The 24773-nt window shown below is 63.1% G+C and carries 25 protein-coding genes; 13 read left to right on the top strand and 12 right to left on the bottom strand.

The genetic code is table 11. The annotated features are described in order from the left end of the window. Positions 1 to 45 precede the first annotated feature (45 nt). The 3 genes from FJ423_RS06880 to FJ423_RS06870 all read left to right on the top strand — a co-directional run bounded on the left by FJ423_RS06880 (position 46) and on the right by FJ423_RS06870 (position 5430). The gene (locus FJ423_RS06880; protein ID WP_140840305.1) at positions 46 to 333 is read left to right on the top strand and encodes a succinate dehydrogenase assembly factor 2; all 288 of its coding nucleotides are present in this window, start codon (positions 46 to 48) and stop codon (positions 331 to 333) included. 13 nt (positions 334 to 346) lie between these two features. Next, a complete protein-coding gene (gene mfd, locus FJ423_RS06875) occupies positions 347 to 3844 on the top strand; it encodes a transcription-repair coupling factor (RefSeq protein ID WP_140840303.1) in 3498 nt (1165 codons plus the stop codon). Between the two features lie 212 nt (positions 3845 to 4056). Next, positions 4057 to 5430: a 3-deoxy-7-phosphoheptulonate synthase class II gene (locus FJ423_RS06870; RefSeq protein ID WP_095765121.1), complete on the top strand. Its 1374-nt coding sequence runs from the start codon at positions 4057 to 4059 to the stop codon at positions 5428 to 5430. 90 nt (positions 5431 to 5520) lie between these two features. Here the strand turns inward: FJ423_RS06870 and FJ423_RS06865 are convergent, their stop codons facing one another. Beyond that, positions 5521 to 7101 (bottom strand): glycosyltransferase family 39 protein, encoded by a 1581-nt coding sequence (locus FJ423_RS06865; RefSeq protein ID WP_140840301.1) that lies wholly within the window; start codon positions 7099 to 7101, stop codon positions 5521 to 5523. Between the two features lie 192 nt (positions 7102 to 7293). Between FJ423_RS06865 and FJ423_RS06860 the strand changes: the two genes are divergently transcribed. Then, positions 7294 to 7998, top strand: coding sequence for a hypothetical protein (locus tag FJ423_RS06860; protein WP_140840299.1), 705 nt, complete (start codon positions 7294 to 7296; stop codon positions 7996 to 7998). A gap of 89 nt (positions 7999 to 8087) precedes the next feature. Here FJ423_RS06860 and FJ423_RS06855 read toward each other — a convergent pair whose 3' ends face one another. From FJ423_RS06855 to FJ423_RS06845, 3 genes are all read right to left on the bottom strand, one after another. After that, on the bottom strand, positions 8088 to 8855 hold the full coding sequence (locus FJ423_RS06855; RefSeq protein ID WP_140840297.1) for an RES family NAD+ phosphorylase: 768 nt from the start codon (positions 8853 to 8855) through the stop codon (positions 8088 to 8090). Continuing rightward, the gene (locus FJ423_RS06850) at positions 8815 to 9192 is read right to left on the bottom strand and encodes an antitoxin Xre/MbcA/ParS toxin-binding domain-containing protein (protein WP_140840295.1); all 378 of its coding nucleotides are present in this window, start codon (positions 9190 to 9192) and stop codon (positions 8815 to 8817) included. Before FJ423_RS06850 ends, FJ423_RS06855 begins: the two co-directional genes overlap by 41 nt. Positions 9193 to 9255: 63 nt before the next feature. Beyond that, positions 9256 to 10326, bottom strand: a complete 1071-nt coding sequence (locus tag FJ423_RS06845) for a diguanylate cyclase (protein ID WP_140840293.1) — start codon at positions 10324 to 10326, stop codon at positions 9256 to 9258. Positions 10327 to 10641: 315 nt separating this feature from the next. Here FJ423_RS06845 and FJ423_RS06840 point away from each other — a divergent pair, with 315 nt between their 5' ends. Together FJ423_RS06840 and FJ423_RS06835 are read left to right on the top strand one after the other, a co-directional pair. Beyond that, on the top strand, positions 10642 to 11061 hold the full coding sequence (locus tag FJ423_RS06840; protein WP_140691016.1) for a GFA family protein: 420 nt from the start codon (positions 10642 to 10644) through the stop codon (positions 11059 to 11061). Positions 11062 to 11139: 78 nt separating this feature from the next. Then, positions 11140 to 11499 carry a diacylglycerol kinase gene (locus tag FJ423_RS06835; RefSeq protein WP_095765126.1) on the top strand — a complete coding sequence of 120 codons (360 nt, stop codon included), beginning with the start codon at positions 11140 to 11142 and terminating at the stop codon, positions 11497 to 11499. 14 nt (positions 11500 to 11513) lie between these two features. Here FJ423_RS06835 and FJ423_RS06830 read toward each other — a convergent pair whose 3' ends face one another. Together FJ423_RS06830 and FJ423_RS06825 are read right to left on the bottom strand one after the other, a co-directional pair. Continuing rightward, positions 11514 to 12113 carry a DedA family protein gene (locus FJ423_RS06830; protein ID WP_140840291.1) on the bottom strand — a complete coding sequence of 200 codons (600 nt, stop codon included), beginning with the start codon at positions 12111 to 12113 and terminating at the stop codon, positions 11514 to 11516. Then, positions 12110 to 12673, bottom strand: coding sequence for a DUF1003 domain-containing protein (locus FJ423_RS06825; RefSeq protein WP_140840289.1), 564 nt, complete (start codon positions 12671 to 12673; stop codon positions 12110 to 12112). The genes FJ423_RS06830 and FJ423_RS06825 overlap by 4 nt, the downstream gene beginning before the upstream one ends. A 91-nt stretch (positions 12674 to 12764) precedes the next feature. Here FJ423_RS06825 and FJ423_RS06820 point away from each other — a divergent pair, with 91 nt between their 5' ends. From FJ423_RS06820 to FJ423_RS06800, 5 genes are all read left to right on the top strand, one after another. Beyond that, positions 12765 to 13478: a DNA-3-methyladenine glycosylase I gene (locus FJ423_RS06820; protein ID WP_140840544.1), complete on the top strand. Its 714-nt coding sequence runs from the start codon at positions 12765 to 12767 to the stop codon at positions 13476 to 13478. A 199-nt stretch (positions 13479 to 13677) separates the two neighbouring features. Beyond that, positions 13678 to 15357 carry an NAD+ synthase gene (locus tag FJ423_RS06815; protein ID WP_140840287.1) on the top strand — a complete coding sequence of 560 codons (1680 nt, stop codon included), beginning with the start codon at positions 13678 to 13680 and terminating at the stop codon, positions 15355 to 15357. Positions 15358 to 15377: 20 nt separating this feature from the next. Then, positions 15378 to 15785 carry a GNAT family N-acetyltransferase gene (locus FJ423_RS06810; protein ID WP_095765130.1) on the top strand — a complete coding sequence of 136 codons (408 nt, stop codon included), beginning with the start codon at positions 15378 to 15380 and terminating at the stop codon, positions 15783 to 15785. 373 nt (positions 15786 to 16158) lie between these two features. Continuing rightward, the gene (locus FJ423_RS06805; protein ID WP_140840285.1) at positions 16159 to 17964 is read left to right on the top strand and encodes an ABC transporter ATP-binding protein; all 1806 of its coding nucleotides are present in this window, start codon (positions 16159 to 16161) and stop codon (positions 17962 to 17964) included. A gap of 312 nt (positions 17965 to 18276) precedes the next feature. Then, complete coding sequence (locus FJ423_RS06800; RefSeq protein ID WP_140840283.1) at positions 18277 to 19434, top strand: hypothetical protein; 1158 nt, start codon at positions 18277 to 18279, stop codon at positions 19432 to 19434. A gap of 5 nt (positions 19435 to 19439) precedes the next feature. Here FJ423_RS06800 and FJ423_RS06795 read toward each other — a convergent pair whose 3' ends face one another. The 4 genes from FJ423_RS06795 to FJ423_RS06780 form a co-directional block, all read right to left on the bottom strand. Then, positions 19440 to 19928: an NUDIX hydrolase gene (locus tag FJ423_RS06795; RefSeq protein ID WP_095765133.1), complete on the bottom strand. Its 489-nt coding sequence runs from the start codon at positions 19926 to 19928 to the stop codon at positions 19440 to 19442. 197 nt (positions 19929 to 20125) lie between these two features. Continuing rightward, positions 20126 to 20626, bottom strand: coding sequence for a xanthine phosphoribosyltransferase (gene gpt, locus FJ423_RS06790; protein ID WP_095765134.1), 501 nt, complete (start codon positions 20624 to 20626; stop codon positions 20126 to 20128). 188 nt (positions 20627 to 20814) lie between these two features. Then, a complete protein-coding gene (locus FJ423_RS06785) occupies positions 20815 to 21648 on the bottom strand; it encodes a universal stress protein (protein WP_140840281.1) in 834 nt (277 codons plus the stop codon). A gap of 80 nt (positions 21649 to 21728) precedes the next feature. Beyond that, entirely contained in the window at positions 21729 to 22469 is a 741-nt protein-coding gene (locus tag FJ423_RS06780) for a competence/damage-inducible protein A (RefSeq protein WP_140840278.1), read from the bottom strand. A gap of 78 nt (positions 22470 to 22547) precedes the next feature. Between FJ423_RS06780 and FJ423_RS06775 the strand changes: the two genes are divergently transcribed. Continuing rightward, entirely contained in the window at positions 22548 to 23567 is a 1020-nt protein-coding gene (locus tag FJ423_RS06775) for an alpha/beta hydrolase (RefSeq protein ID WP_246680100.1), read from the top strand. A gap of 177 nt (positions 23568 to 23744) precedes the next feature. Further along, complete coding sequence (locus FJ423_RS06770) at positions 23745 to 24017, top strand: hypothetical protein (RefSeq protein ID WP_140840273.1); 273 nt, start codon at positions 23745 to 23747, stop codon at positions 24015 to 24017. Positions 24018 to 24087: 70 nt separating this feature from the next. Here FJ423_RS06770 and FJ423_RS06765 read toward each other — a convergent pair whose 3' ends face one another. Together FJ423_RS06765 and FJ423_RS06760 are read right to left on the bottom strand one after the other, a co-directional pair. Further along, the gene (locus FJ423_RS06765; RefSeq protein ID WP_095765137.1) at positions 24088 to 24327 is read right to left on the bottom strand and encodes a DUF2188 domain-containing protein; all 240 of its coding nucleotides are present in this window, start codon (positions 24325 to 24327) and stop codon (positions 24088 to 24090) included. A gap of 25 nt (positions 24328 to 24352) precedes the next feature. Further along, positions 24353 to 24631: a DUF982 domain-containing protein gene (locus FJ423_RS06760; protein ID WP_095765138.1), complete on the bottom strand. Its 279-nt coding sequence runs from the start codon at positions 24629 to 24631 to the stop codon at positions 24353 to 24355. Between the last annotated feature and the right edge of the window lie 142 nt (positions 24632 to 24773).

Genomic DNA, 24773 nt, shown 5'->3' with positions numbered 1-24773 from the left:
CTCTATCCACGCTATATGCGCCGCTTTGGACAGGGATGCGGCGCCATGACCGGAACACAGCGATCAAGCGAGGGGTTGGACGCGCGCCGCCGCAAGCTCCTGTTCCGCTCCTGGCATCGCGGCATGCGCGAGATGGACCTGATCCTCGGTTCCTTCGCCGACGCCGAGATCGGCGCCTTGACCGGCGATGAAATCGACCAATATGAGAGACTTCTCGAAATTCCCGACACCGAATTTTTCCCGATGGTCACCGGCGAGCGCCCAGTTTCGCCCGATATCGACTGCGCGGTTCTGCGGAAGATCCTGGCGTCGCGCCGGACCATGACATTTTGAAAAACGCATATCCATGACCCTCATTCCTTCCATTGGCCTGCCCAAGGGCCGCGCCGGCCAGTTCATCGTCGACGGCGTCGCCGACGGCTACGAAGCTTTCGCCCTGGTGCGGACGGCGCAGGAGATCGCGCCCGACAAGCCGCTGCTGTTCGTCGCGCGCGACGGCCAGCGGCTGCCGGCGATCATCGAGGCGCTCGCCTTTGCCGCGCCCGGCCTACCGGTGCTGGAGCTGCCGGCCTGGGACTGCCTGCCTTACGACCGCGTTTCGCCCGGCGCAGATGCCGCGGCGCGTCGGCTCGACGCGCTTTCGGCCATGATCGCGCTGGCCAAGAAACCGCATCGCGCGGTGATCCTCACCACCGCCAATGCGTTGCTGCAGCGCATCCCGCCGGCCGAGCTGATCGAAGCTCAGACTTTCCACGCCAAGCCCGGCAACCAGATCGACATGAATGCGTTGATCGCGCGGCTGGAGACCTCCGGCTTCGAGCGCGTGCCGACCGTTCGCGGGCTTGGTGAATTCGCGGTGCGCGGCGGCATCCTCGACCTTTTCGCGCCCGGCTGGAGCGAGGCGCTCAGGCTCGACTTCTTCGGCGACACGCTGGAATCGATCCGCGTCTTCGACGTCGCGACGCAGCGCACCACCGGGCAGCGCAAGTCGATGTCGCTGCAAGCGATGAGCGAGGTGGCGCTGACACCGGAAACGATCAGCCGCTTTCGCCGGTCCTATATCGAGGCCTTCGGCGCGCCGTCGCGCGACGACGCGCTCTACGCGGCGGTCAGCGAAGGCCGCCGCTTCGCCGGCATGGAGCACTGGCTGCCCTTCTTCTACGAGCGGCTGGAGACCGTGTTCGACTATCTGCCGGACGCGCCCGTCGTGTTCGACCATCTGGCACATGAGGCCTTGGCCGAGCGCCACACGCTGATCCTCGACCATTACGAGGCGCGGCGGAAGCAGGCCGACAGCGCGCTCAAGGATGCCGTACCTTACAAGCCGGTGGCGCCGGATCTGCTGTATCTCTCGCCCGAAAACCTCAAGGCGTCGCTCGGACCGCGCGAGGACATAGACTTCACCGTCTTCGACGCCCCCGACGTCGGCGGCAAAAAAGTCTTCCATGGCGGCTCGCGGCAAGGCCGCAGCTTTGCCGAGGAGCGCGCCGATCCCAACATCAACGTCTTCGACGTCGTCGTGAAGCACATTGCCGACGAGCGCGCGGCGCGTCGCCGCGTCGTCGTCGCCGGCTGGACTGAAGGCTCGCTCGACCGGCTCGGGCAAATTCTCGCGGAGCACCATCTCAGTAATCTGAAATCTGTCGCGACGCTGGCGGAGGTCGAAAAGCTAGAGCCGGGGCAGGCGGGCCTTGCCGTGCTGCCGCTCGAATCCGGCTTTGAGACCGACGATCTGGTCGTCGTCGCCGAGCAGGACATCCTCGGCGACAGGCTCATTCGGCGTTCCAAGCGCAAGAAGAAGGCCTCCGATTTCATAGCCGAAGCCTCGTCGCTGTCGGCAGGCGACATCGTCGTCCATGCCGACCATGGCATAGGCCGCTTCATCGGCTTGCGCACCATCGAAGCGCTCGGCGCGCCGCATGACTGTCTCGAAATCCACTACGCCGGCGACGATCGCCTGTTCCTGCCGGTGGAAAACATCGAGCTTCTGTCGCGCTATGGCTCGGATTCGGCTGAGGCGACGCTCGACAAGCTGGGCGGCGGCGCCTGGCAGGCGCGCAAGGCACGGCTGAAGCGGCGCCTGCTCGACATGGCCGGGCAATTGATCCGCATCGCCGCCGAGCGGCAGATGCGTGCAGCGCCCTCCATGATTCCGGCGGAAGGGCTTTATGGCGAGTTCGCCGCGCGTTTCCCCTATGAGGAGACCGACGACCAGCAGACGGCGATCGATTCCGTCCTGGATGATCTCGGCGCCGGCAAACCGATGGACCGGCTGATCTGCGGCGACGTCGGCTTCGGCAAGACGGAAGTTGCGTTGCGCGCCGCCTTCATCGCGGCCATGGAGGGGTTCCAGGTCGCGGTCGTGGTGCCGACGACGTTGTTGTCGCGGCAGCACTTCAAAACCTTCTCGCAGCGCTTTTCGGGCCTGCCGATCCGCATTGCGCAGGCGTCGCGCCTGGTTGGTTCAAAAGAATTGGCGGAGACCAAGAAGGGCATCGCCGAAGGCACGGTCGACATCGTCGTCGGCACGCACGCGCTGCTCGGCAGCTCGATCTCGTTCAAGCGCCTCGGCCTGCTGATCATCGACGAGGAGCAACATTTCGGCGTCAAGCACAAGGAGCGGCTGAAGGATCTCAAGTCCGACGTGCATGTGCTGACGCTGTCGGCGACGCCGATCCCGCGCACGCTGCAACTGGCGCTGACCGGCGTTCGCGAGCTCTCGCTGATCGCCACGCCGCCGGTCGACCGCATGGCGGTGCGCACCTTCATCTCACCCTTCGATCCGCTGGTCATCCGCGAGACACTGCTGCGCGAACGCTATCGCGGCGGCCATTCCTTCTATGTCGTGCCGCGTATTAGCGACCTGGCCGAAATCCATGATTTCCTGAGGGAATCCGTGCCGGAGCTGAAAGTGGCGGTGGCGCATGGCCAGATGCCGCCGGGCGAGCTCGACGACATCATGAACGCTTTCTACGATGGTCAGTATGACGTGCTCCTGTCGACGACCATCGTCGAATCCGGGCTCGATATCCCGACCGCAAACACGCTGATCATCCATCGCGCCGACATGTTCGGCCTCGCGCAGCTCTATCAGCTGCGCGGCCGCGTCGGCCGCTCGAAGGTGCGCGCCTATGCGCTGTTCACGCTGCCAGCCAACCGCAAGCTCACCGATACGGCCGAGCGCCGGCTGAAGGTGCTGCAGTCGCTCGACACGCTCGGCGCAGGGTTCCAGCTCGCCAGCCACGACCTCGACATCCGTGGCGCCGGCAATCTTCTGGGCGAAGAGCAGTCCGGCCATATCAAGGAGGTCGGCTTCGAGCTCTACCAGCAGATGCTGGAAGAGGCGGTGGCCGAGGTGAAGGATACCGGCGAGGCGCAGGACGGCGGCTGGTCGCCGCAGATCGCCGTCGGCACCGCGGTGATGATTCCGGAAAGCTATGTGCCCGACCTGCAACTCCGCATGGCGCTCTACAGACGCCTGGGCGACCTCGAAACCACCGAGGAGATCGACGGCTTCGGCGCCGAGCTGATCGACCGCTTCGGGCCTTTGCCGGAAGAGGTGACGCACCTGTTGAAGATCGTCTTCATCAAGGCGCTCTGCCGCAAGGCCAATGTCGAGAAGCTCGATGCCGGGCCCAAAGGCGTCGTCATTCATTTCCGCAAGCGCGAGTTCCCAAATCCGGTCGGGCTGGTCAAGTTCATCGGCGAGCAGGGATCGCTGGCCAAGATCAGGGCCGACCATAGCGTCGTTTTCATCCGCGACTGGCCGAACGCGGAGAAGCGGCTCGCCGGCTCGGCCGTGGTGATGACGCAACTGGCGCGGCTCGTCGACAAGGCCGCGTAACGGCGTCTACATTGGAAGCCGAGCAGCTCAACGCATTCGCCACCACTGAAAAACCCGGCTAGAATAGGCAGTCGGCTTCGTGTAAGGAGCCGCGACCTCGTATCGAGGCTGGAATGGCGGGCAAGCACGCTCGCCGGTTTGTTTGACGCAATTCCGGACGGAAAGCCGTTACACTTTCCTGGAGTTGCTCTGGAAGGGCGTTGGGTGCAGCGATGACGAAATGGTCGCCGAATTCGTGGAGAGCAAAGCCGATCAAGCAGGTGCCGGCCTATCCGGACCTTGGGGCTTTGCAGGCCACGGAAGCGCGGCTTGCGACCTACCCGCCGCTGGTCTTTGCCGGCGAGGCGCGCAAGCTGAAGAAGCAGCTGGCGGCCGTGGCAGCCGGCGAAGCCTTCCTGCTCCAGGGCGGTGACTGCGCCGAGAGCTTTGCCGAGCATGGCGCCGACAACATCCGCGACTTCTTCCGCGTCTTCCTGCAGATGTCGGTGGTGCTTACCTTCGCCGGCGCGCAGCCGGTGGTGAAGGTCGGCCGCGTCGCCGGCCAGTTCGCCAAGCCACGGTCGTCCGACAACGAGACGAAGGCCGGCGTGACGCTGCCGAGCTACCGCGGCGACATCATCAACGGCATCGAATTCGACGCCTCCTCGCGCATTCCGGATCCGGCGCGCCAGGAGATGGCGTACCGCCAGTCCGCCGCGACGCTCAACCTTCTGCGCGCCTTTGCGCAGGGTGGCTATGCCAGCCTTGAGAACGTGCATCGCTGGATGCTGGGCTTCGTTGCCGACAGCCCGCAGGGAGAAAAATACGAATCGCTCGCCAACCGCATCACCGAGACGATGGATTTCATGCGCGCGGTGGGCATCACGTCCGAAACCAATTTCGCGCTGCGCGAGACGGATTTCTACACGAGCCACGAGGCGCTGCTGCTCGGCTATGAGGAAGCGCTGACGCGCGTCGATTCGACCTCCGGCGACTGGTACGCGACCTCCGGCCACATGATCTGGATTGGCGATCGCACCCGCCAGCCCGATCACGCGCATATCGAATATTGCCGCGGCATCAAGAATCCGCTCGGCCTGAAATGCGGGCCGTCGCTGACGCCGGACGGCTTGATGGAATTGATCGACCTGCTCAATCCCGAAAACGAGCCGGGCCGTCTGACGCTGATCGCGCGCTTCGGCTCCGACAAGGTCGCCGAGCATCTGCCGAAGCTGGTGCGGGCAGTTAAGAAGGAAGGCCGCAACGTTGTCTGGTCGTCGGATCCGATGCATGGCAACACGATCGAGGCGGCCGGCTACAAGACGCGGCCGTTCGACCGCATCCTCAAGGAAGTGCAGACCTTCTTCGAAGTTCATCGCGCGGAAGGCACGCATCCGGGCGGCATCCATATAGAGATGACTGGCAAGAACGTCACCGAATGCACGGGCGGCGCCCGCGCCATCACGGCGGAAGACCTGCAGGACCGCTATCACACCCATTGCGACCCGCGCCTCAACGCCGATCAGGCGATCGAGCTCGCCTTCCTGGTCTCGGACCTGCTCAAGAAGAGCCATCCGGTCCAGCACAAGCAGGCCGCCAACGCCTGAACAGAGGCTTGACGCCTATCGTCGGACGCGCCGGCGGCGATGCCGTCGCCTTTTGACGTCGGGCCGATAAACTTCAAGTCGGATCGCGGGTCATTCCGGATCGGGCGGTCCGGGCGGATCGCCCGGGAAACTGGTCCTGCCGGGCGGAATGACGGCAAAGCTGATCTCCAGCGCCGGTGCCTTGAGCGACCAGTCGAACGGCACGGTCTTGACCGGCAGGCCGGCGATCCACGCCTGCTGTTGCGGGGAGAGCCTCCAACCGGTCGGCCACACCAGCAGCAGGCCCTGATCCCGCAGGCGCTGGTCCGTGATCCAGGGGGCAAGGCGCCTATCGAGCGTCGTGAAAATCGACGGCTGGTCCTCCGCTTCCAACCCGGCAAGCTGAGCCACGCCGTCCTCGCCGCCGACGATGCCCAGTGGTCCTGGTACCGTCTCATGCCAGATCGCTTCGGCCGTCTGCGAGATCGATCGTGCTGGCCAGCACATCGGCTGCAGGCGACCGAGGACGTTGCAACTGGTCCAGCGTGTAATCGCATAGGCGCTCGATACGCCGACCACGCATAGCAGTGCCAGCAGCGTCAGCCGGCGCAACTCGGCCAGCCCCAGGCGCTGGCCCAAGAGTGCAACCGCGAGGGTGCCGACCAAATTGTACATCGTCGCGCCCCAGGACTCGCCGGTGCCGGTAAACAGCGAGGCGGCCATGATCAGGAGCGCCGGCCCCAGGCCCATCCATGCCAGGTAGACAATCGCGCGCCGCTCGGGGGCAGGGTGCGCCGGTAAGGGGTCTCGTGCCGGGTCGGCCTGCCGTCGCAACAGGCCGGAAAGAGCAAGAACGACGGGAAGAGCGGCAAGCCCTGCAAGCTGAACGCCGATATAGTAGAGCCGTGCGCGGTTAGCGAGCACCCAGGCGTTACGATGCTCGGCATAGGTCAGCGGCAGGAAATCGAGGCGGAAAAGCGCAATTGCCAGCGGCGCCGCGAGACTCAGAAAAACCGCAAGACCGAGCCATGGCCATGGGGTGGCAAGCCGGCTTCGAGCGCGGGCGTCGTGCAAAATCCAGATACCACCGAACACCAGTAGCAGAGCCGTCGAGAACTTGGCGTAGAGCCCGATGCCGGAGACGAGGCCGAGGGCGAGCCACCAGCCTGGACGGCCGTCGCGCGCCGAGCGCCACAGCAACCATGAGATTGCGGCCCAGAACGGCATCTGCGCATAGTCATGGTTGAATTGCGGGGTCGGCCAGCCGAAGAAATAGATCGACGGCATCAAGAGCACGGCGGCGATCGCCCGGGTCGGGCCCATGATGTCGCGCGCGAGAAGGTAGACCAGGACGAAAGTCGTCGAGATCATCAACTGCGACAGCATATATTGCGGCCAGCGGAACGAGCCGGTGAGCAGGTGGCTGATCTCGAGCAGCCAGCAGGGGAGTTGCGGGTGCTTGTAGGTCAGCAGCACCCATTCGCGTCCCCACATGAAACCCTCGACGACGTCGCGCGGCGGCCCAACGTTGACGAGCGCGGGCATGACGGTCCAGCAAGCGATCTGGATCAGGCATAAAAGCGCCAGCAACCGCCATGGATGCCGGACCAGACCTTTCCAGATGGAAGACAGATCGTCTTCCGCCGCAGCCGCGGCGGGCCAGACATGCACGGATTCACTGGTTCTCGACATACGGGCCTAAAATCATACCGATGGATTGCTGAACAGTCCGATAGCAAAAGCTTACGAAAAAGTATTCTTCCGCAACATTGTAAAACCAAGATTGCGATGGAACCCGTCGCCGGCGCTTCGGGCAGGACCGGCCGGCCGATCATTGCCGGAGCCCGTCCGTAGCGCCGCGGTTTTAGCAATACAGGTTCCTCCATGCGCCATCAGCATGCCGTCATCCATCACCGGGGGCTCGATTTCTGGTCGGCGCGCGCCGCGGTTCTCGTCGTCATCTGCCTGCAACTTCTGGTCATCAACAACCTGTCCTTCGGTCCGCGCTGGCTGGCCCCTACAGTGGAGGCGGCGCTGCTGGCGCCCCTGTCGATCGCGACGGCCTGGACGCAAATGGCGACGCGCAACGCCGTCGACCATGAGCATTGGTACGCGATCGGCCGATTGCGCCTCTATATCCGCCGCGCAGCATTGGTGATGACCGGCGTCATCAGCATCATGAATTGCGGGTCGCTGGTCTTCCTGGTGCGGGCATTGCTGGAAGGGCATGCCGGGGCCGGCACGACGCTGCTCGTCGACGCGCTCAACATCTGGGTCACCAATGTGATTGTCTTTGCGCTATGGTTCTGGAGCACCGACCGGGGCGGCCCGCCGACCTGCGGGCTGGTCAAGCGCGCGCAGGCAGATTTCCTGTTTCCGCAAATGACGCTACCCGATCGCGAGATACAGGGCTGGCTGCCGGGCTTCGTCGACTATGTCTTCCTGGCCTTCACCAATGCCACGGCGTTCTCGCCGACCGACACCTTGCCGCTCACGCAGCGCGCGAAGCTCCTGATGATGGCCGAAGCAATGATCTCGCTCCTGACGATCGCGCTGGTGGCGGCGCGTGCGGTGAACATCCTGGCCTAAAACTGGATCGATATTCGGGTGAGGGCGGCCTGCGAATGACGGTTTTCTGCCCGGCCTGACCTGAATCTCAACGCAGCTCATCGCCGATATCAGGTGGCCCGCTCCCAGCGCATGCCGGCCAATCGGGGATCGGCAAAGACGGTGCGTGAGAATTCCAGCCGCTTGTCCGGGAATTCGCAGATCGCCTGAAGGCCGAAAGAGCCGATCCGGATGCGCCAGGTCTGCGGCTCCAGCGGTTTTGCCTTGGCAAAGCCCTTGCACGTCAACAGCGCGATGTTGACGCCCTTGGGATCGCGCGCCGAGCGATAGCGGACCGCCTGCAGCTCGGCTTCGCGCGCGACATCGGCGATCGCCTGGCAGGCGGTGTAGTCGGTAGGCTGGGTCCAGGCCTTTTCGTCGCGGTCGAGCGGCGGCCGTGTCAGGTCGATCGCGCGGTCGCATTTTATCGCAGCGGCGAAGGCAGTGTATTCCGCTGCGTCGTTCGGCCATTGCGTCGCTGGCGACTCCGCAAAGAACAGCAAGCGGTAGAAAGCCATCTCCGCCACCGCCGTCAGCACCGTCTCGGCAGCGTAGTAGACGCCTTTCGTCTTGCCGGCGCGGCGGAAGCGGGAGCCGTACGGATAGACGGAGCCGTAGCGAAAAGGCGTCGCCAACAGATAGTGGAGATGGCGGCACTCAAGCGGGATCCGCGGCTTGGTGTCCTCGATGAGATCCTCAAGCAGCGCCTGCTCATCGAGCGTGTCGATGAGCTTAAGGGTCGAGACGCGGTGCTGCGCCTCGACCATCCGCCAGTACTTGCCTTCGAGCCGGACGGCCTCAGACGAGAGCGCGCCGGGAGTCCAGGTAGGCAATGACATCGACAAGTCCGGCAATCGTCAGGATTTTTTCGAGCGGCGTGCCGTCGAGCGTGGTGTTGGGATTCTTCAGCCACGCCCGGGCGACGGTCTCGTCGCCGCCGACGATGGCGTCGAGCGAGCGAAACAGGCGCACGAACAGCACCGCTAATTCGAAGGGCTTGGTGCCGCGTTCAAGCAGGAATTCCTGCCGGCGCATGCGCGAGACCGTTGCTTCCGACACGCCGATGACCAAGGCAAGCGTCCTGGCGGTGATATCGAGCAGGTCGGCCGCGCGCAGCGTGGCCTTGGTAACGACGGCATTTTCGGCCGCCGTCGCGGCCGCGACTGGACGTTGCATAAGCGCACCCTTTCATTTCTGTGGAAAATATAATCCACAAAAATTCGTCTGGAAAGGGGTGTGTCAGTCTTTCTTGTAAAGCAGCCAGCTTTTGCCAGCCCGGCTGACCGTGGCCGAGTGCTTTGTCACACGGTTACGGCCGCCGACCTTGGAGCGGTAAAGCGCCTGGTCGGCCTTGGTGTAGAGATCCTCGGGGTTTTCCGCCTCCGATGCCATGCAGATGCCCATCGATACGGTAACGGTGCCGTAGTTCATGCCGGTCTGGCTGCCGGTGAACGGGGTCTGCTCGACGAGCGCGCGGATGCGTTCGGCGATCTCGTATGTGGCATCCTCGCTGGCGCCTTCGACGATAAGCGCGAACTCCTCGCCGCCGGTTCGCGCAACAAATATGTCGGCACGCACGCTGGACTGGAAGATCTCGGCGATGATCTGCAGGATCCTGTCGCCGACCGGGTGGCCATAGCGATCGTTTATGTCCTTGAAATGATCGATATCGGCAAGGATCAAGGCGTTGAACAGGATGCCGCGGTTGCTGTTGTAGATCCGGGTGATCTCCTTGTCGAAGGCGCGGCGGTTCCACAGCTGCGTAAGCGGGTCGGTGTCGGCAAGTCGCTTGTATTCCTCGAGCTTCGACTTGACGCTTTCAAGCTCGGCTGTCTTTTCGCTGAGCGTGCTGGCGATCTGACGGCCATGGTCGATCGTCGAGCTGGTGGCGGCCGACATCGCGCCTGCGATCTTCTGCAGGAGTTCTTGCGAAAGCAGGCTGCGATTGCTCAGGCCGCTCGAGGTCTCGTCGAGGATGCGGCCATACTTCTCGATATGCGAGCGCTCGCTGCGCAACAGGGCGGCGATGTCCTCGAGCTCCTTGGCGACCACCTCACGGGCGTGCTCGACAATGGCGGGGCCGTGGTGCTGCGGGAAGAAGCTCCGTCCGATGCGGTCGAGATCTTCCTGGGTCGGGCGGTTACTCAACGAGACGACGGCAAGGCTGAGTTCGCGATTGCTGCTGCTGAGCGCCTCGTAGAAGATTTCATAGTTACGCGGCAGGCCAAGCACGCCGAGCTGTCGCATCGTCGTCACGACGGTGCTGGCGATGTCGGTATTCCTGTCGGTCGGAATGGCTGCCGGCTTCATGTCTGTTCACTGCCCCTTCAGTGCGACCGGAGACCTGCCACCGCCGGCGTTCGCTCACGCGGGGATTTGAATCAGAATTGCGACGGCGCGTCCCCAACACGACCATCGCTTGTGGGAACGATAAATGCAGTCCTGCTAAAGTTTCCTTAATAGCCTGCATTTCCTCATTGTCCTTGCTACCACAGGGTGCAAAGCGGTGCAGGGGCAGCTTCTGAAACGCGTCGCTTCGGTGTCGCATTTGCCGGTGCCCGGTCATCTCAAAACTGGAATTCTATCCGGCAATGAACGGTGCAGACGACGTCGAAGGAGGCCGGAATGGACGACAATCATAGCGGATCGTGCCTGTGCGGGGCGGTGCGTTTCAGAACGAAGGGCCCGCTACGCGGCGTGATTTATTGCCATTGTTCACAATGCCGCAAGCAGAGCGGCCATTTCTACGCCGCAACCAATGTAGCGGACGCCGACATCGTTATCGAAGGCATGGAAAATCTCACCTGGTATGAGGCATCCGACTTCGCCAAGCGTGGCTTTTGCAAGACATGCGGCTCGGTGCTGTTTTGGAAGCCGAAAGGCGATGCATATGTTTCGGTTATGGCTGGTTCATTCGAGGAACCGAGCGGGCTTCAGGGCGAATGCCACATCTTCGTCGGCGACAAGGGCGATTATTATTCGATCGAGGACGGGTTGCCGCAGTTCGAGAAATCGGCGCCGTCGATAAAGGTCGCGGGCGGATGAATTTTGCAGCGGCTGCCTTATTCCCTTGATCCCACCATTGCGATATCCCCTGCCGGTGACTCGCAAAGGGGCAGAGGAATGCAGCGGCTGATCGATGCTTTCATCAATTCAGTGCGGGCCTTCCGCAAGTTGGCCGCCCACGAAAAGGCGTTCCAGCAGGAATTGCTGTTGCTGGCGCTCGCCTTGCCGGCCGGCTGGTTCATCTCGGTTTCCTGGCGCGGCTATGCCCTGCTGATCGGTGCTGTGCTGCTCCTGATCATGGTCGAAGTGCTCAACACCGGCATCGAGGCGGCTTGCGACGCAATCTCGCGCGAATTCCACATCGACATCCAACTTGCCAAGGACTGCGGTTCGCTGGCCGTGCTGATTTCGATCGTGATCGCCGGCGGCGTCTGGGGCATCGCCCTCATCGAACGCCTTGTCGGCGCGCCGATCTGATCCTCGCGGATTGATCAAGATCCTGCCTGGTCTTCCCTGGCGCGTTCGCGCTTCGCGAAGTGATGGCCTACCAACCAGGCGACCACGGCGATAACTATGCCGACGCCGAGGGCGATGAGCAGGCGCTGATGGCGAGCAAACGCCTGGCCCACGATTTCCTCCGCGCCCAGGCCGAAGACATAGCCGATGCCGCTGAACAGGGCCGACCAGACCGCGGACGAGATGGCATTCAGGATGACGAAACGCGGCATGGACACGGTCGACAGGCCGGCGGCGACGCCGCCGACCAGGCGCATGCCGTAGATATAGCGGTTGGTCAGCACGAAAATGTTGGGATGGGTGTTGAGCAGGCGATAGGCTCGGCTGAAGCCCGGACGCCTGCGCAACAGTCTCACATAGCGATGTTCGGCGAAGCTGCGCCCCAGGGTGAAGAAGAACGTGTCGCCGGCGAAGGCGCCGAGGAAGGCGGCAAAGAAAGTCTGCCAGAGCACGAAAACATGCTGATGAGCGAAGAAGCCGCCCAGGATCGCCGCGCTTTCGCCTTCGGCCACGCAACCCAGGAAGACCGCGATCAGCCCGTATTGCTCGATGAGGCGGTGGATGGTCTCGCTCATTCCGTTGCGGGCCGTGCGGACAGTTTTTCGTCAATGCGCCTGATCTGCTCGGCCATGCGCAGGATTTCGTCACGCATGCCGATGATCTCGCTATGGCGAAGCTCGTCGAGTTTTTCATGCAGGGCCATGATCTCGATCTCGGCCTTCAGATTGACCTCGTAGTCATGGGCGGCGTCGATGCGGTCGCGCTCGGTCTGGCGGTTCTGCGACATCATGATCACCGGCGCCTGGATAGCCGCCAGCATCGACAGAACAAGGTTGAGGAAGATGAAAGGGTAGGGGTCGAAGGCGTCGCGGGTGAGCAGCCAGGCGTTGCCGGCAGTCCAGACAACAAGAAAGGCCAGGAAGCTCAGGATGAAGGACCAGGAGCCGCCGATCCTGGCGATGGTGTCGGCAATACGGTCGCCATAGGTCTCGTGGAAGGCCACGGCCTTGTTGGTGTCGCGGGTGATGGTGGTGCGCTCGAGCGTCGACTGGAGCACGCGGCTCTCGAGCGGACCGAAACCGTCCGGCTTTCGCTTGAGCAGGCGGTTCGCCATGTCTTCGACGATCTTGTTCATTTGTCCTCTCCTTCGGCCGGGCGTCGATAGAGGTAGAGGCTGCCGGGCCGGACGTGAAGTGATAGATTGCGGCGAACAAGCGGGGACAATGATGCTCGATTTCCAGAAAATCCATGCACGGGCGGCAAAGCGCAAGGGCGGAGAGGCCGTGCTGGCGCCGTTGCTTGGCCCCGCGCCCGATAATATGGCGGTGGCAAAGATCCCCGACGACCGCATCCTCTCCACCATGGCCGAGCGCATTTTCGCCGCCGGCTTCGTGTGGCGGGTGATCGAGCAGAAATGGCCAGGTTTCGAGGAAGCGTTCCTCGGCTTCGAGCCGAAGCGGCTTCTGTTCCAGCCGGACGACTTCTGGCACGAGCTTGCATCCGACAGCCGCATCGTGCGCAATCCGCAGAAGATCAAGTCGGTGCGCGACAATGCCGCCTTCGTTGATCGCGTCTCGAAGGAGAATGGCAGCTTCGGCAAATTCATCGCCTCCTGGCCCGCGGACGATCAGGTCGGCCTGACCGTGTATCTCGCCAAGCATGGCAGCCGGCTCGGCGGCAACACCGGCCAGTATTTCCTGCGCTGGCTCGAATGGGACACGTTTGTGGTCTCTACCGACATGGCGGCGGCATTGCGCGATGCGGGCCTCGACATCGCCGAAAACCCGACCTCGAAGCGGGACCTCGACAAGATCCAGGCGCAGATCAACCAATGGTCGGCCGAGACCGGCCTGCCGCGCCGCCACATCTCGCGCATCCTGGCGATGTCGATCGGCGAGAACCGCTCGGCAGAGGCGCTGCGCGAATATATGGGCGACTAGGTGGTTGGGATCGATCGACGTCCGTCGATCAGGGAGATAGTCGGCTCTGCCGGCGCCGCCTATTAGTCAGGATACGGTCCTCAATCGATCAAGGACATAATCGGCTCCGCCGATTAGTCAGGATACGATCTTCGATCGATCCCAAGTGGCACAACCAAACGCCATTGCGGGGCGATTTCAGCCACGCTAAATCCGTACCATGACCAAGACCGCTCCCGATATCCTGCGCATTGCCGTCGCCCAGCTCAACCCGACCGTCGGCGACGTCGCCGGCAATCTGGCAAAAGCGCGCGAGGCGAGGGCGGACGCAGCGCGCCAGGGCGCCGATCTGGTGCTCTACACCGAGCTCTTCCTCGCCGGCTATCCGCCGGAAGACCTGGTGCTGAAGCCTTCCTTCCTGAAGGCTTGCGAGAAGGCGGCGCAGGATCTCGCCGAGGACACGGCCGATGGCGGGCCGGGCGTCATCGTCGGCACGCCGCTGAAGCGCCGGACCGGCACGCATAACTCGATCGTCTTCGCCGACGGCGGCAAGATCATCGCCGAGCGCTACAAGCTCGACCTGCCGAATTATGGCGAGTTCGATGAGAAGCGCGTCTTCCAGGCCGGGCCGGAACTGCAGGGTCCGGTCAACTTCCGCGGCGTGCGCATCGGTATTCCGATCTGCGAGGACATCTGGGGCGACATCGCCGTGTGCGAGACGCTTGCCGAAAGCGGCGCCGAGATCCTGCTGGTGCCGAACGGCTCCCCCTACTATCGCGCCAAGATCGACGTTCGCCACCAGGTCGTCATCCGCCAGGTCATCGAGACCGGCCTGCCGATGATCTATGCCAACCAACTCGGCGGCCAGGACGAGCTGATCTTCGACGGTGCTTCGTTCGCCATCGGGGCCGACAAGACGCTGGCCTTCCAGATGAGCCAGTTCGAGGAGGCGGTCGCCGTCACCACCTGGAAACGGAAAGGCGATCATTGGGTCTGCTCGGAAGGCCCGATGTCGAAGATCCCCGAGCGTGAAGAGGCCGACTACCGTGCCTGCATGCTGGGTCTGCGCGACTACGTCAACAAGAACGGTTTCAAGAACGTCGTGCTCGGCCTCTCCGGCGGCATCGACTCGGCGATCTGCGCCGCTTTGGCCGTCGATGCGCTGGGCGAAGAGCGGTTGCGCACCGTCATGATGCCCTATCGCTATACGTCGAAGGATTCGCTGAAGGACGCCGAGGATTGCGCTCGCGCGCTTGGCTGCCGCTATGACATCGTGCCGATCTCCGAGCCGGTCGAAGGCTTCAGGCACGCGCTGACCCAGCTCTTCGAGGGTACCCAGGAAGGTATCACCGAGGAGAACCTGCAGAGCCGCGCCCGCGGCACGATCCTGATGGCAATCTCCAACAAGTTCGGCTCGATGGTGGTCACCACGGGCAACAAGAGCGAGATGTCGGTCGGCTACGCCACGCTCTACGGCGACATGAATGGCGGCTTCAACCCGATCAAGGATCTCTACAAGATGCAGGTCTACGCGCTGTCGCGCTGGCGCAACAACCATGTGCCGCCAGGTGCGCTCGGACCGTCGGGCGAGGTAATCCCGAACAACATCATCGACAAGGCGCCGTCGGCGGAGCTGCGCGAGAACCAGACCGACCAGGATTCGCTGCCGCCCTATCCGGTGCTGGACGACATCCTGGAATGCCTGGTGGAGAACGAGATGAGCGTCGACGACATCGTCGCGCGTGGCCACGACCGGGCGACGGTGACGCGCGTCGAGCACCTGCTTTACATCGCCGAATACAAGCGCAGGCAGGCGGCGCCCGGCGTGAAGATCACACGGAAGAATTTCGGCCGCGACCGCCGTTATCCGATCACCAACCGGTTCCGGGACCGCGGCTAGTCCGCCAGATTGCGCCGCGCATGCAGGATGTTGAAATCAGTTTCGACCTGTCGCGGATCGATTTCCGGGCAACCTCCGATCTGCTCATGCAAAGCTATTGGGGTGCATCCAGAACCGACGAAGCCAACCGCCGCGCCTTCGACAACTCGCTCTGCGTCGGCGCCTATCTCGACGGCAGGCAGGTCGGATTCGCCCGCGCGATCACCGACTACACGGTCTTTGCCTATCTTGCCGACGTCATCGTCTGGCCGGAGCGTCGTGGGCATGGCATCGGCAAACGGCTTGTGCAGGCACTCCTCGATCATCCCGATATGAAGACGGTTTCTCATTGGAGCCTCACGACCAGCGACGCTCACAGCCTCTACCAGAAGTTCGGGTTCCGGGCGGAAGGGCGCTACATGCGACTGGATCGCTCACCCGCTGCCTGAGGCCTGGCCACAACCCGCCGTTGTTGCAAATTCGTCGCAGTGCTTGGACCAGATGTTGTTTTCGCGATGGGCCGACTTGGCGATCGGCTGATGCCTGCCTATAACAACCTTTCCGCGATTCCCTTCCGGGAGGACCGTATGGCAGGATTTGACATCGTTATGCGAGGCCGCGAGGCCTAGGTCGGCGCCGGCGCTCCGAGGGTTTCTCGGAGAGCCAGACGCGGACCAGGCATCTGCCGCTGCCGGTCGCCGCCTCAGCGCAGGCGGCCTACCATACTGAACCTCCCGCTTTCAGGGACGCCGCAGGGCGCGGACGCGGGTTTTCCAATTCGATTTTTACCGGGACCGGGCTCGTTTGCGCCCGTATGACATCATGGCTCGTTTCAAGATCGACCTGCGCGCAAGCGCCTTTCGCAGCGTGCTTGGCTTTACGTTCAGCCACTGGCGCCACCAGCCGTGGCGGCTTTCGCTCATCATGTGCGCCTTCCTGCTCTCGACGCTCGCCGACGTGCTGACACCCTTCTATTCCGGCCGCCTGGTCGATGCCGTCGCCAGCGGCGCCGGAACCGACGCAGTCGCCTGGAATGCGGCGATGACGGCGTTCTCGACCTTGATCGCGCTGGCGCTGGCCGGTGTCGTGCTGCGCAATGTCGCGTTCCTGTGCATCGTCGAGTTGACGCTGAAGATGATGTCGGACATTGCGGCCGATGCCTTCCATCGGGTGCAGCGCTTCTCGACGGACTGGCACGCCAACAGCTTTGCCGGATCGACGGTGCGTAAGATAACGCGCGGCATGTGGGCGCTGGACCTGCTCAACGACACGATCCTGATCGCGCTGCTGCCGTCGGTCGTCATGCTCGTCGGCTCCACGCTGCTACTCGGCTGGTTCTGGCCGTTGATGGGGGCCGTGGTGGCCGCCGGTTCGGTGCTGTTCATCGCCGTCACGGCTATGCTGTCGCTCGGCTATGTCGCGCCTGCCGCACGGCTCGCCAACAGCTGGGACACGCGGCTGGGCGGTTCGCTGGCCGACGCGGTGAGCTGCAACGCCGTCGTCAAGGGCTTCGGCGCGGAGGCACGCGAGGAAGCGCGGCTGGCGCGCGTTGTCGCCAAATGGCGCCTGCGCACCGGCCGCACCTGGATGCGCGGCACTGCCAACGGCACCACACAAGGGGTGCTGCTGCTGCTGATGCGGGCGGCGGTGATCGGTCTTGCCCTGATGTTGTGGGCCTGGGGCCAGGCGAGCGCCGGCGACGTTGCTTTCGTGCTGACCTCGTTTTTCGTGCTGCAGGGATATCTGCGCGACATCGGCACACATATCCGCAACCTGCAGCGCTCGATCAACGACATGGAGGAACTGGTCGACTTCCAGTCCGAGCCGCTCGGCATCGAGGACCGGCCCGGCGCTCGGCCGATCCGGATCAGCGACGGGCACATCGCCTTCGACAAGGTGACGTTCCACTACGGCACCCACCTTCTGCCGCTTTACCGCGATTTCTCGGTCGATATCGCGGCCGGCGAGCGCATCGGGCTTGTCGGGCATTCGGGCTCGGGCAAGACGACCTTCGTCAAGCTGATCCAGCGGCTTTATGATGTGAGTGCCGGGCGGATACTGATCGACGGGCAGGACATCTCGCAGGTCGAGCAGGCTTCGTTGCGCAGCCAGATCGCCATCGTTCAGCAGGAGCCGATCCTGTTCCACCGGTCGCTCGCCGAAAACATCGCCTATGCCAGGCCCGGCGCCAGCCAGGCCGAGATCGAGCATGCGGCCAAACTCGCCAGCGCGCATGATTTCATCACCAGCCTGCCCAAGGGCTATGGAACCCTGGTCGGCGAGCGTGGCGTGAAGTTGTCGGGCGGCGAGCGTCAACGTGTGGCGATCGCCCGCGCCTTCCTGGCCGACGCGCGCATCCTGATCCTGGACGAGGCGACATCGAGCCTTGATTCGGAATCGGAAGTGCTGATTCAGAAGGCGATGGAGCGATTGATGGTCGGGCGCACGACCCTGGTGATCGCGCACCGGCTCTCGACGGTGCGCGCGCTCGACCGGCTGCTGGTCTTCGATCGCGGGCGTATTGCCGAGGAAGGTTCGCATGACGAACTGATCCGGCTGAACGGCGGCATCTACCGGCGGCTGTTCGAGCGTCAGGCGCTCGAGCTGACCAAGGGCCTCGTCGCCTGAGGAAAGGACGGCGCCCGGCCTCCGCCGGGCGCCATCAGCCGCAATACGGTTGCAACCGCTCTCCCGTCATGCGGTTAAAGGGGTTCAATATGTTTTTCAAATTACTATATATATATTTAAATTTTAGGAAATTCTATTTTAGTTTTTAGCTATTCATGTACATTAAAACAATGATTTTAATGTATTTATAGAAAAGAAAATCAGATATGGCAGAAGAAAGGCCTATAGGATTTTTTTTGCAGGAAGCCGACCAGGCGGAGATTTCCTTTGAGAAGCACGACCGCCTTTAGCGCTTTCGTATAGGCAATCACGATGAATCTTGTTTCCGCGAGTCCGGGACAGGTGGTTGCGCCACTGGAATCCCAGCATGGCTCGGTTCGGCCTTTAACCGCCGAGGATCTCGAGCAGGTCGCCGCGCTGTTCCTGATGAAGTTTCGCCATCGTCGCCGCCAACGCGATCGAGCGATCGCGCAGACGGCGGACTATATGAGGGGGCTTTACCTGGACGGGGATGAGAGCAAGGCGCTTGTCCAGATCAACCCGCAGGGCCGCTTGGGTGGCTTCATGGGCGTTCTGAAAGCCCGCTATGAACTCAATGGAAGGGCATTGAGCGCGGCCATCATCGGTCCCTTCATGACCGACTCCAGCATCGATCACGGTTGGGCCGGCCCGCAATTGCTGCGTGCCCTGCATCAGGGTGAATTCGACCTGTACCTGACCGATTCCGCCAACCGGACATCCTTGGCGTTCGCGCGCCCGATGAAGTATCAGCTGCTGCCGGTGCATTGCCTGGAGTGGACCTGTATTTTCCGGCCGGGCGCCATGGCCGCCGCCGTGCTGCGCCGTAAATGGCCCGGGCTGCCTCGCCTGGCGCTCGATCCTTGCGCGAGAGCGTTCGACGCTCTTGCAAGAAGAAGGTTCGAGCCATCGGCCCAGCATTCGTCATCCCAACGGATCCACCGGGAGCCGATCGATGCGGCCCAATTTGCGGAGCGACTGTCTGCCCTCATGACCGATTACTCCCTTCGGCCGAGTTGGAGGGGCGAGGAGTTGCCGCGGCTGCTCGCGCTGGCGGCCGAGAAGCGGGCCGACGGGCCACTTCATTTCGGCGGGACTTACGACGAAACGGGCAGGATGCTGGGCTGCTACGCCTTCTACGGCCAGGCCGGCGGCATCGCGAACCTATTGCAAATCCAGGCATCCGGATCCCATTGGGGAGCGACGCTGGACGGTCTCATCGCGGCTGCGCGGGAGATGGGCTGCGTCGGCATTGCCGGGCAGACGCAGAACCGGTTCATGCCGCAACTCTTCGGCCACAAGGACGTCTTCTTCCGCTATGCCGGGGGCACGATGGTCCGCTCGCGCATCGCCGAGGTCATCGAAGCGGTCCGCTCCGGCGACATTTTCATCGGCGGGTTGATGGGCGATCGTTGGACCCGGCTCAGTTCCGACGATTTTGGCCTTGCCTGAGCGGGTCAGGCGAACTTGCGCGGCGCGGCGCAGAAGCCGGCAATGATCTGGCAGAGGTCGGGTTCGTTGACCATCCGGATGGCTTCGTTCGGGCCAACCCATTTGCGCGTTCGCGCGCGCTTCTCTTTCCAGCGATCCGCGACGCGGTCGACATGCAGCGGAAAGACCAGTACCTCGCAAGGCACTTCCTCGCCGGAGGCGAGGACTTTGGCGTAGAAATAGCGGCCGGCTTCAACATGCGATATGGAGCCGCGCAGTCCGGCTTCCTCGCCTGCTTCGCGAGCGGCGGCTTCGCAAAGCGGTTCCCTGGCCTCGGGCCAACCCTTGGGCAGCACCCAGCGACCGGTGTCGCGGCTGGTGATAAGCATGATCTCGACGCCGTTCTCACTCTCGCGCCAAGGCAAGGCGGCAACCTGCAGGCGACAAGGCGCAACGCCGAAGAGCCGCCGGACTCTTTCGGCCATCTGGTTGTGCGTCCTCGGCCTCGTCAACATGGTAAGAAGCTGCCCCAGCCTCCAGAATCGTTTGCCACCTTACGAATCTTACGGCGAATTATGAGCTTTAAAAGTAAAAAACTTCACTCCGTCGGAAAATCTCACCAGAAAAGTCAATCCTGCAAAGTAGTCGTGCTCCTTGGCACGACTACACGACCCAAGTTTAAGGCAGATTCTCTGGAAAACAAAATGGCCGTTCAGCCGGCGTGATCGTCCGCGATCGGCTTCTGGTAAGTGAAGCCCATGTCCCACGGGAAGTAGATCCAGGTGTCCTGACTGACCTCAGTGACGAACGTGTCGACCAGCGGACGGCCCTTCGGCTTGGCATAGACCGTCGCGAAATGCGCCTTCGGCATCATCGCGCGCACTATGCCGGCCGTCTTGCCGGTGTCGGTCAGGTCGTCGATGATCAGCACGCCGGCTCCGTCATCGGCGAGCAGCGGAGGCGAAATCTCCTTCAGGACCTGCAGCTGACCCTGGCTGGTGTAGTCATGATAGGAGGCGACGCACACAGTCTCGATGACGCGGATGCCGAGCTCGCGCGCGATGATGGCGGCGGGGACCAGGCCGCCACGCGTGATGCAGACGATCGCTTTCCATTGTCCCTTGTTGGCGCCGGACAGCCGCCAGGAAAGCGCGCGGGCGTCGCGGTGGAACTGGTCCCAGGAGACGGGAAAGGCTTTTTCGGGAAGGGACATGTTCGCGCACTCCGCAAGCGCGCGCCGTCAGCGCGCAGAAACAATGGAATGCAGGCGGAATTAGCTGGAAAGCGCCGGGCTTGGCAAGGGGAGGGGCTGTGGACTCAATGCGCGTCGCGCTGAGACGAATTGAAGCGATGCGCTTTGCTTGACAGCCTCGAAACCGCTTACGGGTTCGAGACCTACCTTCACCGCGACAGGAAGGCCGCCACATTCGTCGTGCGCAGCACCGTGCGGGTGACGCCGCCGAACAGAAGCTGGCGCAGCCACGAGTGGCTGTAGGCGCCGAGCACCAGAAGATCGGCGCCGGACTCGGTTATCCGCGACTGGATGATATCGTCCACCGAGGAGCCATCCGATTTCTGCACGGAGACACTGACATTGGCACCGTGACGCGACAGCGCCGCTGCGATCTCGGCGCCGGCGGCTTCCGGAGATTCATCGAGTGTCTCCGGCGGGTCGATGACGAGAATGTCCGTCTTGTCGGCCTCGGCGATGAAGGGCAGGGCATCGAACGCGGCCCGGGCCGCTTCCTTGCTGCCGTTCCAGGCCAGCAACACACGCCTGAAGGTTGTCACCAGCGGGCCGTCATGCGGCACGACCAGCACCGGCCGGCCGGCATCGTAGACCAGCGTGTCGACATCGGCGCTCGGATCGCCGCCGGTGTCACGCTGCGCGGCGATGATCAGATCGGCGGCGCGCACGCTCGATATGCCGGTCAGCGCGCTGTCGCCGGAAAAGCTCTCCAGGCTTCGCCATTCGAAGGAGAGGCCGGATTCCTCGATCCGCTTGAGGAAATAGGCCTGCAATTTGTCGGCGCGCTCCTTGTTCATCTCGGCCGAGACCTGCAGGAATTCGGTGTCGGGAAAGCCCGTGGCCGATGTGTAGGGCACGGGAAGCGCCTCGGCATGGATGCCGACGAGATGGCTCTCGAATCTTTCGGCAAGCGGAAGGGCGCAATCGAGCACGCGCTCGGCGTCCTGTTCGTTCTGCAAAATGGCCACGATCGTCTTGAAGCGCATGGCTGGTCCCTCAATTGTTTACCCCGCGCATCCGCGCGGCAAGGGAACGCCTCAGCGCATTGACTGGTTCCAGCCGCGGATCAGCCTGCCTCGGCCAAGCCCGCCACCATCGCCTCGACGTCCTTGCGCGCGGCCTCGAGCGCTTCCTCGCTGCGGGCGCGGACAACGAGCTCGGTCCAGAACTTGCCGTCGCCATATTTGGGATAGGAGCCGATGATGGTGCCTGGATGCGCCTTCTGGATCTCGGCCAGCGGCCCGCCGATCAGGCCCTCGCCGAAGGGACAGTGCACCGTGGCCGACAACATTTTGGTGCCCGCCTTGAGCGTCGGCACCACATTGTCGAGCATGGCCTGGAAGATCGACGGCACGCCGGCCATGACATGGACGTTGCCGATGCGGAAGCCCGGCGCGACCGAGACGGGATTGTCGATATGGTCGGCGCCGCGCGGCATGCGCGCCATGCGCTTGCGCGCTTCGGTGAACTCGATGCCGCGCCCGGCGTAGCTTGCTTCGAGCAGCGCATAGGCCTTGGCGTCGTATTCGCAAGGCACGCCGAAGGCCTTGGCGATGGAGTCGGCGGTGATGTCGTCATGCGTCGGGCCGATGCCGCCGGTGGTAAAGACGTAGGTGTAGCGGGCGCGCACGGCATTCACCGCCGCAACGATCTCGTCTTCCTCGTCGGGGACGATGCGCACTTCCTTCAGGTCGATGCCGATCGCCGTCATGATATCGGCGAGATGGCCGATGTTCTTGTCCTTGGTGCGGCCGGAGAGGATTTCGTCGCCGATGACGAGCATGGCGGCGGTGACGATTTCAGGCATGGCGGGCTCCGGCAGCAAAGGTCGCCTGAGATAACGCGGCCCGCGGCCGGCCGCAATGCGAAAGCCGGATCAGTGCTTGTGGCGGCGGCCGTTGCGGATATGGTGCGGTCGGTCGGCTGGGGTGAAAACATGCTGATGTCGTTTGTCCTGTGGTTGCTCGTCGGCTTACTCATCGCGGCGGCGCTTGCCGTGCTGGCCGTGACAGTTGCGATCTGGCGGATTGCGGCAAAGGCCGAAAGACTGGTGCCGGCTTGCGGCAAATTCGTCGAGATCGACGGCAACCGCATCCACTATGTGGAAGAGGGCGACGGCAGGCCGATCGTCTTTGTGCACGGGCTGGGCGCTCAACTCCACCACTTCCGCCAGACGCTGTTCGGCCGCTTCGGTCCTGGCTACCGGCTGATCGCCCTCGACCGGCCGGGGTCGGGCTATTCAGTTCGGGCAACCGGGGCCACCGGCCGGCTGCCCGAGCAGGCTGACATCGTGCGGCGCTTCATCGAGGAATTGCGCCTGGAGCGGCCTTTGGTCGTCGGCCATTCGCTCGGCGGGGCCATCGCGCTTGCGCTGGCGACCGGCCATCCGACAGCGATTTCCGGCATCGCGCTGCTCTCGCCGCTGACGCATCAGGAAGCGAGGGGGCGTCAGGGATTTGACCTGCTCTATGTTCCGTCACGACTGCTGCGCCGTGTCCTGGCCTATACGGTGGCGATACCGCTCAGCCTCCGTTACGCGCAGCCGACGCTGCGGTTCATTTTCGCGCCGCAAGCGGTTCCGGCAGACTACATGATCGGCGGCGGCGGATGGCTTGGGCTGCGTCCATCCCACTATTTCGCCACCTCCACCGATGTCGTGGCCGTGGAACGGGATCTTGGCGAAATCGAACGGTCTTACCGCGAAATTGCGATGCCGGCAGGCATTCTGTTCGGCACCGGCGACCAGGTAATCGGCGAGGCGGTCCATGGCCAACCGATGCTGGACAAGATCGACGCCCTCGACTTTGAGCGGATCGAAGGCCTGGGCCACATGCCGCAATTTACGGACCCCGAACGGGTCGTGGCCTTCGTCCAGCGTATCGCCGCGCGCGCTTTCGCGCATTGACCGCAATTGACCTTGGCGGGGGGCTCGCGGCTCTTCACGCGGCGTCACGCAAATGTGTCGGACATTCTGTCCTACCCGGAATTTCCAGGGGAACCTTCGCACCCAACCCAGGGTTTCGTTGGTGTCGCCAGGGCCTTGGCGCCCGTTTTTTTGGCGATCAAGAGAATGGAGAATCCAATGATTACAAGACTCATTGCAGCTTCGGCGCTGGTGCTGGCCATGGGTGGCGCAGCCATGGCGCAGTCATCCGATGACTGGTGGTGGTGGCACCGCGATCATCGCCCCGACACGAGGCAGCAGGTAGATCCCTATACCACAGGCAGCATCAATGGCGGCTCCGGGCTGACCACCTATGGCCATACCGGTGGCATGGGGCCGTGCGCCCACAACACACCCGGTCCGGATGCCAACTCGCAACAGAACGTCAACGATAACTACTGCGGTAAGTAGTGCCGCATAGCCACCAGCGGCCGGTGCGAGGCCTTCCGGCTTCGCCGGTCGCGGGGCGGTTCCAACTCGCTTAGTCGGAGACTTCGGTTTGCGGGCGGTCGCGGCCGTCGGCGAGTTCGTCGTGCCACGTGCCTTCGGCGTCCTCATATTGGATGCCGTCGGTGGTGCCGGCAACCTGCTGTTCGGACGAGGCGATCTCGGCGGCGCGCAGCGCCTCCTGGTGCGTGCGGAAAGTCTCGGAAAATGTCGAGCCGACCTTGTAGGCCCAGCCGCCATCATGCTCGACGATCTTGTAAGTCAGCTTCGCCATGGAATCCTCCGGTTAAGAAGCGTGCTCAGTGCAGCTTTCCGTCGGGCAGCCTGTCTTCGGGAACCAGAACTTCCGATTCCCTGGCTGCCTCGACAAGGGCGCGACGCGCGTCCGCTGTCGAACGATAACCTTCCAGCGCTTTGAGGCAAGTGTCGAGAGCATAACGATGGCGATCGCCGCGATTGAGCGGCCAAACGGTCATCAGGCACTCGGCGGCCTCGCGGGTGCTGCTTATCTGGCGGTATTTGCCGACATGGCCGAGCTCGACCACCACCGGCTTTTCAAAGGGTTTGTTGTCCATCATGGCCGCCAACGTAAAGCGGCCAAATTGGTTGCAGTTGTGGCGAGGATCCTGCGCCCAAACGTCTCAGGACCCGGCCGATTTCCGGTTTTGTTTTGACGCAATTCGGACGGAAAGCCACGGCGAAGCCGCCGAGGCTGACCGT

This window comes from Mesorhizobium sp. B2-8-9, from assembly GCF_006439475.1.
Classification (GTDB): Bacteria; Pseudomonadota; Alphaproteobacteria; order Rhizobiales; family Rhizobiaceae; genus Mesorhizobium.
This window is presented reverse-complemented; position numbering and strand designations above follow the sequence as displayed.